We start from the raw sequence: 12,913 nt of genomic DNA, 5'->3' as shown, positions 1-12,913 counted from the left end.
AAAGGTCACCAGCCCGTCAGCGGTGGAGTCGTCTGCGACGGCGGCTCCACCCACGGGCGGGCCAGCACCGCCCACACCACGAACGCCACCGACGCGGCGAACAGCACCAGCCACATCAGGCGTACGGCGGCGGTCCTGCGGCGCAGCATCCGGCCACCGCGCCGTACGGCCTCCGGATACAGGTCCGGCGGCACCGGCGGCGGCGTGCGGTCCATGAGCCGCCGCGCGGCCGCTTCCCGCTGGCTGCGATTCACGGCGACACCACCTCGGCCCCCAGGACGGCCGGCGCGGGCCCTCGCGGCGGATGCAGCACAGTCGCCGTCGCCCGGTCGCAGATCGCGTGGACGCGCTCCGCGGGCAGGCCGAGCAGCGCCCCCACCTGCTCGTCGGCGACGCCCTCGTACAGCCTCAGCACCAGGATCAGGCGTTCCTGCGGGGAGAGGACGGCGAGCGGGCTGCCGGGGTGCGGGCGGGACCGGCCGAGGACGCCCAGGCCGCCGCCGTACCGGTGCCAGGCGGACCGGGAGAAGCGGGTGGCCAGGTACTGGCGGGCACGGTCGTACGGATCCTCGCCGCGCAGCCGGTCCCAGCACGCGTACGTGTGCGCCAGCGACAGTGTCAGCAGGCGCCGGGCCTGCGGGTTGTCGTCCGATGGCTCCGCGGTGAGCAGCGTGGCGGCATGCAGCAGCCGCCCTGCCGCGCCCGCGACGAACGCCTCGAACTCCCGGGCCCGGCGGGCGTCCTGGGCCGCACGCCGTCGTCCCACCACCCCTCCCGCCTGAACACGCCCTGAGGAAGCGGGCCCCGGCCGCGCGCGTGGCGCGTCCGTCGCACACGAGTCGTGCGGGTGAACGAGGGCCCGGTTTCATATGAGGCCAGCGGCGGCCCAAGGTCAAGACCCGTGCCCCGATCAGCGGCCGGTGCGGGAGCCGGGGCCCCGTCCACATGTGCGCGCGCGTGTGCCCGAACCCTGCGCGTGACCGGCGCACCGGCGGGTCCCGATCCGTCAGGACGCCGAGGACGGCTCCGCGCCGGCGATGCCCTGGGCCGCCATCCGCGAGGAGAGCGCGACATTGAAGCGAGTGAGGAGCGTGCAGAACGCCTCGCGCTCCTCCGGGGCCCAGTCCTGCGTGAGCTCGGCCATCAACTGGCGCCGGGACGAGCGCACTTCCTCCAGCCGGGACTGCCCGCGCGGGGACAACTGGAGCACCACCGCCCGCCCGTCCTCGGGGTGCGAGGTCCGCTTGACGAGCCCCGTGTCGACGAGCGGCGCCACCTGCCGGGTGACCGTCGACGAGTCGATCCCCATGCTCGCGGCGAGCGCCTTGACGCCCATGGGGCCTTCCTTGTCGAGGCGGTTGAGCAGCAGGTATGCGGCGCGGTCCATGGAGTTGCGCACCTGCCCGACCCCACCGAGCCGGGTCTGTTCGGCACGACGGGCGAACACCGCCACCTCGTGCTGCAGCGTGTCGAGGAGACCGCTGTCCGCGACGGTCGTCATGTCCATCGACATTCCAGGTGTTGTGGGCATGGCCGGAGGCTCACTTCATGAAGGGGGTGCTGGGTTGGGGGACAGGGTACGCGGCCCGGACGCGGGGTGTACCGGCGCTGCCCAAACCCATCTCGGTGCTTGGTCACACCAGGGCCCGGCGCCTGTGAACTGCGAGACTTGGGTCATGAGCTACAGCACCGCTGACTCCTTGCCTCCCGTCACTCTCGACGACGTGCGCGGCGCCCAGAAGATGCTCTCGGGCGTGGCACGGGTGACGGCGATGGAGGGCAGCAGGCACCTGTCCCAGCTGGTGGGCGCGCCGGTGCACCTCAAGTGCGAGAACCTCCAGCGGACGGGCTCGTTCAAGCTGCGCGGCGCCTACGTGAGGATCGCCGGGCTGCTGCCGGAGGAGCGGGCGGCGGGGGTCGTGGCCGCCAGCGCCGGCAACCACGCGCAGGGCGTCGCTCTCGCGTCGTCGCTGCTCGGCGTGCACTCCACGGTGTTCATGCCGATGGGGGCCCCGCTGCCGAAGATCAGCGCCACCAAGGACTACGGCGCCGAGGTGCGCCTGCACGGCCAGGTGGTCGACGAGACGCTGGCCGCGGCGCAGGAGTACGCGCACGAGACGGGCGCGGTGTTCATCCACCCCTTCGACCACCCCGACGTCATCGCGGGTCAGGGCACGGTCGGCCTGGAGATCCTGGAACAGTGCCCGGAGGTGCGGACGATCGTCGTCGGCATCGGCGGGGGAGGGCTCGCGGCGGGTATCGCGATGGCGGTCAAGGCGCTGCGGCCGGACGTGCGGATCGTGGGCGTGCAGGCTGCGGGCGCGGCGGCGTATCCGCCCTCGCTGGCCGCCGGGCACCCGGTCGCGGTCGACAACCCGGCGACGATGGCCGACGGCATCCGGGTCGGCAGGCCCGGTGAGGTGCCGTTCCGGATCATCGGCGAACTCGTCGACGAGGTCCGCACGGTCACCGAGGACGAGCTGGCCACCGCTCTGCTGCTGTGCCTGGAACGGGCCAAGCTGGTCGTCGAGCCCGCCGGGGCGAGCCCCGTCGCGGCGCTGCTGAGCGACCCCGGCGCCTTCGAGGGCCCGGTGGTCGCGGTGCTGTCCGGCGGCAACGTCGACCCGGTGCTGCTGCAGCGGGTGCTGCGGCACGGCATGGCCGCGCAGGGCCGCTACCTGGCCGTTCGGCTGCGGCTGACGGATCGGCCGGGCGCGCTCGCCACGCTTTTGGGGGTGCTGTCGGCGGTGGACGCCAACGTCCTCGACGTGAGCCATGTCCGGACCGACCCACGGCTCGGGCTCACGGAGGCGGAGGTGGAGCTGCACCTGGAGACGAAGGGGACCGCGCACTGCGTCGAGGTCGGCCAGGCCCTCCGCGAGGCGGGCTACATCGTCATCGGCTGAGCGGCCGGGGCAGCGAAAGACCAGGTCACAGCCTCCTTGTCACTCGTTCGGGTAAATCGATTGTGAGACGCGATACATCGCGTTATGGTGTGTTGTCGTAATCCCGCCACGAGCGGCATGAAAAGTGCAAACCTTAAGCTTCCCGAAGTTTCCCCGACGACGTGGAGATTCATATGCCAGGCGCCATCTATGCTGAAGGCCTGGTGAAGACCTTCGGTGACGTAAGGGCTCTGGACGGCGTCGACCTCGATGTCCCCGAGGGCACGGTCCTCGGTCTGCTCGGGCCGAACGGCGCGGGCAAGACGACGACCGTCCGCTGTCTGACGACCCTGCTGCGCCCCGACAGCGGCTCGGCGGTCGTCGCGGGCATCGACGTCCTCAAGCAGCCGGACGCCGTCCGCCGCTCCATCGGACTGTCCGGCCAGTTCGCGGCGGTCGACGAGTACCTCACGGGCCGCGAGAACCTGCAGATGGTCGGCCAGCTCTACCAGATGAAAGCCAAGGCGGCGAAGGTGCGCGCGGGCGAGCTGCTGGAGCAGTTCGACCTCACCGACGCCGCCGACCGGCCCACCAAGACCTACTCCGGCGGCATGCGCCGCCGCCTCGACCTCGCGGCCGCCCTGGTGGTCTCACCGCCCGTGATGTTCATGGACGAGCCGACGACCGGCCTCGACCCGCGCAACCGCCAACTGCTCTGGGAGGTCATCAAGCGGCTCGTCTCGGGCGGTACGACGCTGCTGCTCACCACCCAGTACCTGGAGGAGGCCGACCACCTCGCGCACGAGATCGCGGTCGTCGACCACGGCCGTGTCATCGCCAAGGGCACCTCCGACCAGCTCAAGGCCCGCACCGGCGGCGAACGCGTCGAGGTCGTGGTGCACGAGCGCGACGACATCCAGGCCGCCTCCGAGGTGCTGCGCGGCTTCGGCAAGGGGGACACCGCGGTCGAGGACCACATGCGCAAGCTCACCGTGCCGGTGACCGGCGGCGCCAAGCTGCTCGCCGAGGTCATCCGCGAGCTCGACACCCGCGGCATCGAGATCGACGACATCGGTCTGCGCCGTCCGACCCTCGACGACGTGTTCCTCTCCCTGACGGGCCACGTGGCCGAGGTGAAGGACGAGGAGAACGGCAAGGAGGCCGTCAAGAAATGAGCGCTCTCGGAGCTTCGATTCGATTCAGCTCGCCGCGAGCGCATGGCCGGCGAGTGAGTGGCGGGAAGGGGCAGCCGAAGTGAGTGCCGTGAACGATTCCCTCGTCATCGCCCGACGGAACTTGATTCGGATGACCCGGATTCCCGAGATGATCCTCTTTGGTGTCATCCAGCCAGTGATGTTCGTGGTCCTCTTCACTTACGTCTTCGGCGGCTCGATGAAGATCGGCAACACCACGGACCCGAACGTCTACAAGAATTTCCTGATGGCGGGCATCTTCGCCCAGACCGTCACCTTCGCCACAGCGGGGGCAGGAGCCGGTATCGCGGACGACATGCACAAGGGGCTCATCGATCGCTTCCGCTCACTGCCCATGGCGCGCGGCGCTGTGCTCACCGGTCGTACCGTGGCTGACCTCATGCAGACGGCCATCACGTTGCTCATCCTCGCGATCGTCGCCTTGATCGTGGGCTGGCGGCCTGGCTCTGCGGAGCCGACCAACCTCGGGAAGATCCTGGGCGCCTTCGGCCTCCTGCTCTTGCTCGGGTACGCGTTCACCTGGATCGGCGCCCTCATCGGCCTGAGCGTCCGTACCCCGGAGGCGGCCACCTCTGGCGGCCTGATCTGGCTCTTCCCGGTGACGTTCATTTCGATCGCTTTCGTGGATTCCAGCCAGATGACCCCCTGGCTTCGGCACGTCGCGGACTGGAACCCCTTCAGCGCCACCGTTCAGGCGTGCCGCCAGCTTTTTGGTGACCCTGGCTTGTCCCAGTCCAGCGCCTGGCCCATGCAGCACCCGGTGTGGGCGTCGTTGATCTACTCGATCGTGATCGTCGCGATCTTCCGAACTCTTGCAGTGCGCAAGTATCGCCGGGCAGACGGATGATTACTCCGCCTTTGGAGCCTGTTCGCCGGTTGGCTACGTTGCGGTTGGCATCACGCGAGCGGGCAGGCGAGGCCAGGGTGGTGCCGGTTCGGACAGCACACGAGGTTGAGCGACACGATATTGCCCGACCGGTTGTAGTAGACCCAGCTCACGTCGACGCCAGCGGGCAGGACATCGCGCGCGTACTCGCGCTTCGCCTCCAGCTCCACGTACCCCTGTTGCGCGTCCTCGCGCTCCGTCGGCGGGTTGTCGAGGAAGTGCTTCGTCGCCCAGTCGACAGCCGCTGTGGGGTCGGTCCAGGTCTGCTCATCCGATGCCTGGTTCCGCTTCAGCAGCCAATGCCCCGACATCATCGGCGGCAGGTTCGACGTCGGGAACTCGGCCATCACCTCGCGGTACCGCTGAAGGATGCGGATGGCCACCTTGTCGTCGTCGGACGCGGGGGGCGCCGGTGGGTCAGGATGCGGAGGCCGCCGGTCGCCTTCCCGGTGGTAGCTGTCGGGCGATCCGATCCACGGGCCGAAGCCGTGAATGTGTCCTGTCCAGCTCATGCGCGCCTTCCGAGAGGATGGAGCAGGTGTCACGGTTGAGCGCGGCAAGATCAGGGGAAGGGGCCAGCATGAGCATCGCCGACAGGCGTAGGGCTCTGGGCTTCACCCAAGAGGGGTTCGCCGAAGCGGTGGGCGTCGACCGGCGCACCGTAGGCCGATGGGAACGGGGCGCATCCAGGCCCCAGCCTCCTCAGCGTCCCAAAGTCGCCGAGGTGTTAACGATGAGCCTGGAAGAACTCGATGCCTTGCTCACCCCGGCCGAGGCGCTGCCGCAGTTGGAAGGGTTGGCGTCGAGTGCCCACAACGGCCCTGGGGACCCAGACGAGATGATCCGACGCGAGTTTCTGCACCTCATGGCGGTGTCAGGCGTGGTTGCCGCCATACCCACGGTCGAGGTGGATGCCCAGGAGCAGGGCGCCACTGATTTCGACCGCATGAACGGCCACCTGTGGCAGGTCTATCAGCTCGCTCGCGCCAAGCACTCGGTCTATCCGGTGGTGCAGTCCCAACTCACAGCTCTGAACGACGCGCTACGCAATGGCCAGGCCACGGCAGGCTCTCTGTGCATCGCGGCCGGTGACCTGTTTCAACTGGCGGGTGAGCTGGCCTTCGACTCCAACCGACATCACGATGCCGCTGCCTCGTACTCGTTGGCAGCCAGCGCGAGCAAGGAAGCCGGTGCCTACGACCTGTGGGCGTGTGCCTTGATTCGCACCGCCTACGTCGACCTCTCCGAGCGGCGCTACCGTCAGGCTGCCGAGACCCTGGGAGCCGCGCGCCGGGTCGCCATGCGCGGGGACAGCAGCCTTGCAACCAAGCATTGGGCTGCGGCCGTACAGGCTGAGGCGTTCGCATGGCTCGGCGACTTTGATGCCTGCGAGGAGGCGATGGATGAGGCCGAGAAGGTTGCCGACCTCAGAGGGCAGGTGTCGACCGGTGGCTGGCTCCGCTTCGACGGCTCGCGACTGGCGGAGGAACGAGGAGCCCGGTACTTGCAGCTCAACCGTCTCGGGCTGGCTGAGACGGCTTTGAAGGACGCGCTGAAGCTCGCACCTCTGGCTGCGGGGCAGTCCTTCCGGCGCCGTGGCGCGGTGCTCGTCGACCTGGCTGCGATCGGCGCCAAGCGGAAGGATCCGGAGCAGGTCATTGAGTACGGGCTCGAAGCGGTGCACCTGGCACGGACCTCAGGGTCTGGCTACGTCGCCCGTAGACTCCAGACCTTGACTGCCAAGTTGGGCAGCTTCGGGCGAGACGGGCGTATCGCCGAGTTGAGGGCCGAGATCGGCACCCTGACGGCATGACGAGACAGGATGCCATGACGACCGAGGGCGCGCGAGTCTTTCGTGAGGCATGGATCGACGGTGTGCGGAAGCACTTCCCTGGCGAACCCAAGCCGAGCTACGTAACCCCGTGGGACGAAACGCCTGAGTGGGAACGTGAGGCTGCGGGCGCTGTGTACGAGCAGGTGCGCCACTTCCTCGAATTGAGCGGCGGGCACGCCTCCCGACTGTCGCGCGAACAGAAGAGCCGCTTCGTCGCGACGTGCTGGACGGCGCAGATGTTCAAGCACTTCGAGGACCCGAAGCCGGGGTACGTAGCCGACTGGCCCGATCTGCCGGACTGGCAGAAGGAGACTGACTCAGAGATCTTTGAGGCCGTTGAGCTCAGTCTGAAGTAACGCGTTCCAGGTCTGTGTCCGAAGGCTCCCGGCTTTGCGGCTGGGAGCCTTCGTTGTGCTGTCACCGCGTCATCGGCCTGCCACGAGGACGAACCGTCGCCCTCGTGGAGGCGCGGCTTGGGCACGCCGCCGGCCGTAGAGGCTTTGGGCGGGAGCTGCCATGGGCGAGTGAACAGGGGGCCTTACGCTGCCCTGCGGATCGGGCTCAAGAGCCTGGAAGACATTCGTGCGGCCGTCGTGGACCGCCACATCCGCGCCCTGATGGGCACGTGCTGGCGCCTGGGCGGCCTGACCGAACTGGAACACCTCCGGCTGCGGTCGTGGTCTCACAGCCTCGGCGGCCTGGCGTTATGTCGGTTCCGGCTGCGCCCCCGGAGAATCTGACTTCGCTTTCGGTATTGCCGAAGACCTGGCAAACCTGCGCGAGATCAGGCAGCAGATGATCGCTGAGGGTGGAAGTATGCCGAGTAAGGAGCGATCCGAGAATAATGGAAATGAAAGGGAATCGCGCCCCGGTGAGGTGACCTCCCGTTGGCGTGCTGTTTGAGTGGACGGAGGCGCAACGGAGGCGTCTGGCGGCCCTCTTGATTGGATCGATGTCCAACGACCCATCAGCACAAACGAGTTGATTGCGCCAAACTAGATCTTGAGGCCACCTCGCGAGTTATCATGTGCAAAAACAACGCGACCCCGGTGGGAGATTAGGGCCTGCCACCGGGGTCACTTGCCAGTCGCGGAGGACTGACCATGGCTAAGCGTACCCTTGCGCGCACCCTCCAGAAGCCCCTTCGGGTTGCCATCTACCTGCGGGTGTCGACGGCCCAGCAACTCGAAGGCTACGGGCTGAAGGTCCAAGAGGAGCAGTGCCGGGCCTGGCTCGCATACGCCCTGCGTAACGTGCCTCATATCGTCGTTGACCTCTATGTGGACGGGGGTGTCTCGGGCAAGCTTGCCAGCCGTGAAGACCTCGACCGCCTCACCGATGACGCTCTGGGCGGCCGTCTGGACTTGATCGTCTTCGGCAAGCTGGACCGCCTCGGACGCACGATGAAGAACATCCATCGTTGGGTCTACGACGTGACCGACACGGGTGTACGCGTGGCCACTGCCGACGGCCGAATCGACTCCGAAGACGACATGTTCGGCATTCAGCTCTCCCTGCTCGCATACCTGGCAGAGGTGGAGCATGCCTTGATCCTGGAGCGTACGTCGGGTGGGCGGATGCAGAAGGCTGCGGTTGGGGGCTGGCCCCTGGGTGAACCGCCCTTCGGCTACATGCTCGACGCGGACGGGAACCCTGCGCTCAACCCCGCAGAGGTCGAGCAGATCGAGACGTTCGCAGACTTCATGATCGACTCGCCCGAGCCCGTGACTCGGGAGGACGGCGCTCGTCACCTCAACGCCCTCGGGTACCGAACGCGCCGGGGTAAGGAATGGGAGGGCGGCAACCTCGTCGGCCGCGTTATGGCTGCCCTCAAGGGCTACGTGGATTTTGTCTTCGCCGGAGAGAACGAAGACGGCGAGGAGATCAGCACCACTTTCCGGATCGACCTCCCCAAGGCGCTTCCGGACGACCGAGCGGAGGAGCTGAGGGCCGCCCTCGCGCGCGGTGCCCGCGTCAAGGGCAAGCACAGCAAGTATCTGCTCTCGAACCGACTCTTTAGCGTCTGTGGTGCGCACCGTACGGGCGCGATGGTCCCGGAGGGCCGCTCGATCAACACGGCTGGCCGTTACTACCGATGCATGGCCAACCGCACGGACGGAGAGGTACCCGAGTCTCACGCGGACTGCTGGGAGATCCCCTGTGACGAGGTGGACGCCGCAGTCTGGGCTGAGGTCAAGAAGCTGATGTCCGACAAGGGCAAGCTGCGCAAGCTGGTCGAGGATTCCTTGGGGACCGTGCCCCAGCGTGCTGAGTCATACCGCCGACGGCTGGCGGAGCTGGACGACCAGATCGAGAAGAAGCGTGGCAGCCGCAAGCGCAAGATTGCCCTTCTTCTCGCCTCCATTGATGACCAAGACGACGATGGCGACGCCAAGCTTGTCGAAGAGATCAAGGCGGAGCTGAAGCAACAGGAAGCCGACCTTGTTGCCGAGCGTGAGCGCGTTGCGGAGTGGCTGTGCGAGGTTGAGGGCCAGGAAGGCCGTGCTCAGAACATGCTCGCCAAGATCGAGAAGGTCGACGGTCGCTTGGACGACTTCACCTTCCAGCAGAAGCAAGATGTGCTGGACCTACTCGACGTGCGCGTGCAGATCACTGGCAGGGGCGAGCCTCGCCACAAAGGGGTGACAGACCCGATCGCTGAGTGGCACCGAGAGACCGGCGTGACCATCCCCGTCGAGATCACCGACGAGCAGTGGCGGGAGATCGCGGGCATCGTCTCACCCAGCCGTCAGTGGAAGGACGTCCGGGGCGGTTTTGAAGCAATGCTGGACAAGATTCGTTCCGGGAAGAACTGGAAGGACTACGACCGCTCGGAGCAGATCGGCGGACGGGGCTGGGCCGCCCTGTATCGGCGTGCACAGCATTGGTGGGGCACCGGGGAGTACGAGGGTGCGCTAGAGGCTCTGGCGCCCTATGGGGGCACTGCCCCGCCGCCCCTCTATGTGCTGCCTCCCATGGAGGTGACGGGCACGGCTGATCCGGAGTACACCGCCGAACGGGCTGGTCGGGGCGGTAGTGACTCCGAGTGGAACCACGCGAAGATCGGGGCAGAAGTTTCCCGGAGATGATCATTTACGGCCTCATCCAGCCGATCATGTTCGTGGTCCTGTTCACCTACGTCTTCGGCGGATCCATGCAGATCGGCGGCAGCACCAGTGCCGTCCGGACCCTCGCGGTGCGCAAGTACCGCTCGGCGACGGCATAGCCGAAGCCCCCGGCGCCGGACGGGCGCCGGGGGCTTCGGCGGAGGACGGGTCGGCCGCCGCGCGGTCCGGGTCAGCCGCTGTAGGGCTCGGCCTTCAGGATCTTCACCGAGGCCGTCTTGCCGTTCGGGAGCTCGTACTCCGCGTCCTCGCCGACCTTGTGGCCGATCACGCCGGAGCCCAGCGGGGACTGCGGCGAGTACGTCTCGATGTCGGAGCTCGCGTACTCGCGTGAGGCGAGCAGGAAGGTCAGGGTGTCGTCCTCGTCACCGTCGAAGGCGATCGTCACGACCATGCCGGGGGCCACCGCACCGTCCGCCGACGCCGGGGCCTCGCCGACCTTGGCGTTCTCCAGGAGCTGGGTCAGCTGGCGCACTCGGAGCTCCTGCTTGCCCTGCTCCTCCTTGGCCGCGTGGTACCCGCCGTTCTCGCGCAGGTCGCCCTCCTCGCGCGCGGCCGCGATCTTGGCGGCGATCTCCGTGCGCGCAGGACCAGACAGGTACTCCAGCTCGGCCTTGAGCTGGTTGTACGCCTCCTGGGTCAGCCAGGTGACGTTCTCGCTGGTCTGGGTCACAGGTGCTCCTCGTAGGTACTGGGAATACAAAGCATCGCCCTACCCAGAAGGATGTTCCCTCACGGAAGGGCGAAACCACGAGCCTAACAATTCAATGGCCGAAGGGGGAGGACATAAGCCACCAGAATTGCATCGACGCAGGTCAGCGCCTACGCATTCCGGACGGATCCGGTCGGTGTCGACCAGCCTCGATCGGTTCCGGTCGGCCGGCTCAGTCGGCGTGGCAGCCGAGCAGCTCGGCCGTCGTTCCCAGGGAGGTCGTACGCAGTGTGACGACCTTGTCGATCCGGGTCGCGTCCCCGTCGAAGCGGAAGTCGGCCCGGCCCACCTCGGCGCCGTTCTCCGCCTGGGAGCGCAGCGTGCAGTAACCGGAGGCGCCGGCGTCCTTGCGGACCTCCAGATGGACCTTCACCGAGTCCTTCGACGCGTCGAAGCCGATCACCTCGGCGCTGATCTTGTTCTGGCCGACGTAGTGGTAGCCGAAGTACCCGACCAGCGCCAGCAGTGCCGCACCGAGCACCGCGCCGACGACCTTGAGCGTGCGGTCGGCGCGCGCGTCCGAGGAGCGGCCGTAGCGGCCCTCGGGCAGTCGCGTGCTCGGCGTACTCATGATCGTCCTCTCGGTCGGGGCGGGCCGGATGTCCCGAAAAGAAGTGTCCGGGCCGTACCCCGGAATTATCCGCCCTCCGATTCGGTCACTATAGAAGCCGCCCGCCCGGCACCCGACCGCCGCCCCTCGACGACGTCCCACCGGGACGGCATCTATCTGAATTGCCCGGTGCACACCGGGCGCCGACTTACGAGGATTGAGTCTTGACTGACCAGTTGCGACTGATGGCCGTCCACGCCCACCCCGACGACGAGTCGAGCAAGGGCGCGGCGACGATGGCGAAGTACGTGTCCGAGGGGGTGGACGTGCTGGTCGTGACCTGCACGGGCGGGGAGCGCGGCTCCATCCTCAATCCGAAGCTGCAGGGCGACGCGTACATCGAGGAGCACATCCACGAGGTGCGCAAGAAGGAGATGGACGAGGCGCGCGAGATCCTCGGCGTCGAGCAGGAGTGGCTCGGCTTCGTCGACTCCGGCCTGCCCGAGGGCGACCCGCTGCCGCCGCTGCCGGAGGGCTGCTTCGCCCTGGAGGACGTCGAGGTGGCGGCCGGTGAGCTGGTGAAGAAGATCCGCTCGTTCCGTCCCCAGGTGATCACCACCTACGACGAGAACGGCGGCTACCCGCACCCCGACCACATCATGACCCACAAGATCTCGATGGTGGCCTTCGAGGGCGCGGCGGACACCGAGAAGTACCCGGAGGCGGAGTTCGGCCCCGCGTTCCAGCCGCTGAAGCTCTACTACAACCAGGGCTTCAACCGTCCTCGTACCGAGGCGCTGCACCAGGCCATGATCGATCGCGGCCTGGAGTCACCGTACGGCGACTGGCTCAAGCGCTGGGACGAGTTCGGCATGAAGCAGCGCACGCTGACCACGTACGTCCCGTGCGGCGACTTCTTCGAGATCCGCGACAAGGCCCTGATCGCGCACGCCACCCAGATCGATCCCGACGGCGGCTGGTTCCGCGTCCCGATGGAGATCCAGAAGGAGGTCTGGCCGACCGAGGAGTACGAGCTGGCGAAGTCCCTCGTCGGTACCTCCCTCCCCGAGGACGACCTGTTTGCGGGCATCCGCGACAATGCCTGACATGAGCGCAAGCGCAAGCCTGGCAATGACACAGCTCGCCACCCTCGCCAAGGAGGTGGACAAGGACAAGGTCACCCCCGGCGTCCTCGGGTTCATCGTCTTCGCGGTGATGGCCGTGGCGGTGTGGGGCCTGATGAAGTCCATGAACCGTCACATGAGCAGGGTCGACTTCAAGGAGGCCCCCGAGGCGCAGGCCGACGCCGGTGACTCCCGGGGCGCCGCGGCGGCCGGCTCCTCGGCCGAGCCACGGCAGAGCTGACGGCGCACAGCGGCGGGCGGGCGGGCGGCACGGTGGCCGAGTGACCGCCGGGCCGCACCGCCACGCCCATGGCCTCCCGGGCATGGCGATCCGGCACCATGCCGAGCCGCCGTGCCCGCCGGCCGGCTTCCCGGTTCACGCCGCGCGCCGGCAGGAGCCGCTGCGCCTCCACGCCGTCGTCCGGCTTCGCGTCCCGTAGCGGACGGCCGGCGCCGGGCGGCATGCCGGTTCCTCCTGCGCCACCGCTGAGCCGGATTCCACGCCGCCCGATGCCGCGTACGGCAGCGGGGGGCACCGCAGGAGCCGGGCCCGGTCGCCGCCATGCCGGTCGCCGTACGACAC

14 protein-coding genes and 2 pseudogenes are annotated in these 12,913 nt (G+C 67.9%); 9 read left to right on the top strand and 7 right to left on the bottom strand.

The genetic code is table 11. From position 1 onward, the window contains the following. Positions 1-5 precede the first annotated feature (5 nt). The 3 genes from ACWCPI_RS28710 to ACWCPI_RS28700 all read right to left on the bottom strand — a co-directional run bounded on the left by ACWCPI_RS28710 (position 6) and on the right by ACWCPI_RS28700 (position 1,513). Positions 6-254 (bottom strand): hypothetical protein, encoded by a 249-nt coding sequence (locus ACWCPI_RS28710; protein WP_451040871.1) that lies wholly within the window; start codon positions 252-254, stop codon positions 6-8. Then, positions 251-766: a sigma factor-like helix-turn-helix DNA-binding protein gene (locus ACWCPI_RS28705; RefSeq protein WP_451040870.1), complete on the bottom strand. Its 516-nt coding sequence runs from the start codon at positions 764-766 to the stop codon at positions 251-253. Before ACWCPI_RS28705 ends, ACWCPI_RS28710 begins: the two co-directional genes overlap by 4 nt. Before the next feature lie 240 nt (positions 767-1,006). Then, on the bottom strand, positions 1,007-1,513 hold the full coding sequence (locus tag ACWCPI_RS28700; protein ID WP_451040904.1) for a MarR family winged helix-turn-helix transcriptional regulator: 507 nt from the start codon (positions 1,511-1,513) through the stop codon (positions 1,007-1,009). A 163-nt stretch (positions 1,514-1,676) separates the two neighbouring features. Here ACWCPI_RS28700 and ilvA point away from each other — a divergent pair, with 163 nt between their 5' ends. From ilvA to ACWCPI_RS28685, 3 genes are all read left to right on the top strand, one after another. After that, positions 1,677-2,906 (top strand): threonine ammonia-lyase, encoded by a 1,230-nt coding sequence (gene ilvA, locus ACWCPI_RS28695; RefSeq protein WP_451040869.1) that lies wholly within the window; start codon positions 1,677-1,679, stop codon positions 2,904-2,906. Positions 2,907-3,079: 173 nt separating this feature from the next. After that, complete coding sequence (locus tag ACWCPI_RS28690; RefSeq protein WP_451040868.1) at positions 3,080-4,060, top strand: ATP-binding cassette domain-containing protein; 981 nt, start codon at positions 3,080-3,082, stop codon at positions 4,058-4,060. 79 nt (positions 4,061-4,139) lie between these two features. Further along, on the top strand, positions 4,140-4,946 hold the full coding sequence (locus tag ACWCPI_RS28685; RefSeq protein WP_451040867.1) for an ABC transporter permease: 807 nt from the start codon (positions 4,140-4,142) through the stop codon (positions 4,944-4,946). A 50-nt stretch (positions 4,947-4,996) separates the two neighbouring features. Here the strand turns inward: ACWCPI_RS28685 and ACWCPI_RS28680 are convergent, their stop codons facing one another. After that, positions 4,997-5,497 (bottom strand): hypothetical protein, encoded by a 501-nt coding sequence (locus ACWCPI_RS28680; protein WP_451040866.1) that lies wholly within the window; start codon positions 5,495-5,497, stop codon positions 4,997-4,999. Between the two features lie 68 nt (positions 5,498-5,565). Between ACWCPI_RS28680 and ACWCPI_RS28675 the strand changes: the two genes are divergently transcribed. The 4 genes and pseudogenes from ACWCPI_RS28675 to ACWCPI_RS28660 form a co-directional block, all read left to right on the top strand. After that, entirely contained in the window at positions 5,566-6,798 is a 1,233-nt protein-coding gene (locus ACWCPI_RS28675) for a helix-turn-helix transcriptional regulator (protein ID WP_451040865.1), read from the top strand. Further along, positions 6,795-7,175, top strand: coding sequence for a hypothetical protein (locus ACWCPI_RS28670; RefSeq protein ID WP_451040864.1), 381 nt, complete (start codon positions 6,795-6,797; stop codon positions 7,173-7,175). The genes ACWCPI_RS28675 and ACWCPI_RS28670 overlap by 4 nt, the downstream gene beginning before the upstream one ends. Before the next feature lie 747 nt (positions 7,176-7,922). Continuing rightward, entirely contained in the window at positions 7,923-9,908 is a 1,986-nt protein-coding gene (locus ACWCPI_RS28665) for a recombinase family protein (protein WP_451040863.1), read from the top strand. Beyond that, positions 9,905-10,000: pseudogene (locus ACWCPI_RS28660) on the top strand (ABC transporter permease); the annotation flags it as partial. The gene ACWCPI_RS28665 and the pseudogene ACWCPI_RS28660, both read left to right, overlap by 4 nt. A gap of 116 nt (positions 10,001-10,116) precedes the next feature. Here ACWCPI_RS28660 and greA read toward each other — a convergent pair. Further along, positions 10,117-10,617, bottom strand: a complete 501-nt coding sequence (greA, locus tag ACWCPI_RS28655; RefSeq protein WP_356575477.1) for a transcription elongation factor GreA — start codon at positions 10,615-10,617, stop codon at positions 10,117-10,119. A gap of 211 nt (positions 10,618-10,828) precedes the next feature. Continuing rightward, a complete protein-coding gene (locus ACWCPI_RS28650) occupies positions 10,829-11,227 on the bottom strand; it encodes a DUF4307 domain-containing protein (protein WP_451040862.1) in 399 nt (132 codons plus the stop codon). Positions 11,228-11,451: 224 nt separating this feature from the next. On the opposite strand from ACWCPI_RS28650, the gene mca reads away from it, so the two are divergent. Continuing rightward, the gene (gene mca / locus ACWCPI_RS28645) at positions 11,452-12,312 is read left to right on the top strand and encodes a mycothiol conjugate amidase Mca (protein WP_451040903.1); all 861 of its coding nucleotides are present in this window, start codon (positions 11,452-11,454) and stop codon (positions 12,310-12,312) included. Further along, positions 12,305-12,571, top strand: coding sequence for a hypothetical protein (locus tag ACWCPI_RS28640; RefSeq protein WP_451040861.1), 267 nt, complete (start codon positions 12,305-12,307; stop codon positions 12,569-12,571). The genes mca and ACWCPI_RS28640 overlap by 8 nt, the downstream gene beginning before the upstream one ends. Before the next feature lie 55 nt (positions 12,572-12,626). Here the strand turns inward: ACWCPI_RS28640 and ACWCPI_RS28635 are convergent. Then, positions 12,627-12,910, bottom strand: a pseudogene (locus ACWCPI_RS28635) (hypothetical protein); the annotation flags it as partial. Between the last annotated feature and the right edge of the window lie 3 nt (positions 12,911-12,913).

Source organism: Streptomyces sp. NPDC001920 (genome assembly GCF_053594495.1).
The sequence above is the reverse complement of the archived record's forward strand: the minus strand, read 5'-3'. Positions and strand labels throughout refer to the sequence as shown.

Excerpts from the sequence above, each read along its gene's own strand:
- mca (WP_451040903.1), top strand. The coding sequence starts at position 11,452 with ATGGCCGTCCACGCCCACCCCGACGACGAGTCGAGCAAGGGCGCGGCG.
- ACWCPI_RS28680 (WP_451040866.1), bottom strand. The coding sequence starts at position 5,497 with ATGAGCTGGACAGGACACATTCACGGCTTCGGCCCGTGGATCGGATCG.
- ilvA (WP_451040869.1), top strand. The coding sequence starts at position 1,677 with ATGAGCTACAGCACCGCTGACTCCTTGCCTCCCGTCACTCTCGACGAC.
- ACWCPI_RS28675 (WP_451040865.1), top strand. The coding sequence starts at position 5,566 with ATGAGCATCGCCGACAGGCGTAGGGCTCTGGGCTTCACCCAAGAGGGG.
- ACWCPI_RS28665 (WP_451040863.1), top strand. The coding sequence starts at position 7,923 with ATGGCTAAGCGTACCCTTGCGCGCACCCTCCAGAAGCCCCTTCGGGTT.
- ACWCPI_RS28690 (WP_451040868.1), top strand. The coding sequence starts at position 3,080 with ATGCCAGGCGCCATCTATGCTGAAGGCCTGGTGAAGACCTTCGGTGAC.
- ACWCPI_RS28700 (WP_451040904.1), bottom strand. The coding sequence starts at position 1,513 with ATGTCGATGGACATGACGACCGTCGCGGACAGCGGTCTCCTCGACACG.
- ACWCPI_RS28650 (WP_451040862.1), bottom strand. The coding sequence starts at position 11,227 with ATGAGTACGCCGAGCACGCGACTGCCCGAGGGCCGCTACGGCCGCTCC.
- ACWCPI_RS28670 (WP_451040864.1), top strand. The coding sequence starts at position 6,795 with ATGACGAGACAGGATGCCATGACGACCGAGGGCGCGCGAGTCTTTCGT.
- ACWCPI_RS28640 (WP_451040861.1), top strand. The coding sequence starts at position 12,305 with ATGCCTGACATGAGCGCAAGCGCAAGCCTGGCAATGACACAGCTCGCC.